The sequence below is a fragment of the Ruegeria sp. K7 genome, from assembly GCF_056531785.1.
Genome location: NZ_JBQFMJ010000043.1, coordinates 1 through 1,500 on the forward strand (window position 1 = coordinate 1; position 1,500 = coordinate 1,500).

Annotated in this window: 2 protein-coding genes; one reads left to right on the plus strand and one right to left on the minus strand. The window is 51.3% G+C overall.

Annotated features, from left to right (window positions below; translation table 11 throughout):
- The first annotated feature begins 148 nt into the window (after window positions 1-148).
- The gene (locus tag ACR0FE_RS23580; RefSeq protein ID WP_170617598.1) at window positions 149-451 is read left to right on the plus strand and encodes a hypothetical protein; all 303 of its coding nucleotides are present in this window, start codon (window positions 149-151) and stop codon (window positions 449-451) included.
- 470 nt (window positions 452-921) lie between these two features.
- Here the strand turns inward: ACR0FE_RS23580 and ACR0FE_RS23585 are convergent, their stop codons facing one another.
- Window positions 922-1,203 carry a hypothetical protein gene (locus ACR0FE_RS23585; protein WP_170617596.1) on the minus strand — a complete coding sequence of 94 codons (282 nt, stop codon included), beginning with the start codon at window positions 1,201-1,203 and terminating at the stop codon, window positions 922-924.
- Window positions 1,204-1,500 lie beyond the last annotated feature (297 nt).

The window sequence follows — 1,500 nt, forward strand, 5'->3', positions numbered from 1 at the left end:
TGGACGTCCGACTTCGTTGCGCGCCGCCTGACAGAAAAAAAGGATTTCGCACAAGACGTAGAATTGCGCATTTTGGGCTCGAAGTAGACGATCGAAAAATTTGACTGAACAGTTGCTGACCTATCTTTGAGGAACAAAGGAGTTGCGTATGAAAAAATGGGCGTGTTTCGGGTTTGCGGTGTTGGCTTCGGCTTGCGCCACTACTACCCAGGCTCCTTTGGTCACCAATGCAATTGGTCAAACCGCTATTCAAATCAACACAAATGGGCTGACTTGCTACAACTCTGCCTGCTTGGAAATCACAAGAAGCAGTGTTCGAGTAGTCGGACACAAACGAGCGCGGATTCCCAAGGGCATTGATGTCAGCGATGGAACCGTCACACCTGACGAGTTCCAGCGAATGCGCCAAGCCGCAATGCTGGCAGGCGGACCTGGTTCTGGCAATCGGTAAGCAGAGAACAGGTTGAAGTGTGTTCAACGCTGAGTTCCAGGCATGATGCCCAGAACGCGGATCGACAGATAGAGCTATCCTGGCTGAGAGGCCAGATGCAACGCTTGTGGTTCCCCGGATTTCTTAGCCATAACGGCAGACCATTTCAATCGAGGCGGATCACCAAAACGGTTTCCATGGGAAACTGTGCAGTCCGACTGGTGAGTAGCTTTCCCTGCTTAGCTATGCAGCGCTTTGGCCAAGACGGCGCATTAGACCGGCGATGCACAAGTCCGCGACAGCGGACCCTCCCATCCTAAAGACGAGAGGCCGACGTCACGGGGGAAGCGATAGCGCATGCGCCAGATGAGCAACCCTGGAACAATAGAGTTCGGACAGTTTGGCATTGATCTGTTGCATCGTGGTGCGCCTCCTTTTGGTTAGAGGCGTTCCGACCCATTTACTGAAGCACAGAAAATGGGTTCAGGTCTCTACTTGCCAAGCTGAAGAGTGCTCTGCGGTCGCCAGGACAAATTTCCATCGTCTCCACGAAAGCAACGCAGCAACCGTTCTTCTTTTTGAGGAGCTGTAGAAGTTACGGTGTTGGTGCCGACCAATAGTATGAAGGCGTTCTCAGAGTACACGAGACCCTGATAGTAGCAGAACCGTTTTTCCGCGCCATCAGGAATGGGCGACGCGGTCGTCAATTGCGATTGCGCCGCCAGTTCGCCTGCGAGAAATGACATTGATATGCTCAGTAAAAACTTCTTCATTTAGACGCTCCTAAGTCATCGTTGGGATAAAGTGAGTTGGGTCTTCATGTCGCTCGCCCAGATCCAATTGGTCGAACAAAAGCCAAAGTCCGAGAACGGTATCGAATAGGTGATTGAGTTGTACCAAAATGGCAGAATCTCAAAAGATTACTCATCTGACGCAGCCCCTAAAACACGACGACCGATCTCAGAAACCACAACCAGTACTTCGGTTCGTGCGAATTGCGTACTCAGTTTCGCGTTCAATGAAGCAGATAAATTGTCAGCCTGCTTCCCTGAGATCGTGTCTCGCGGGTT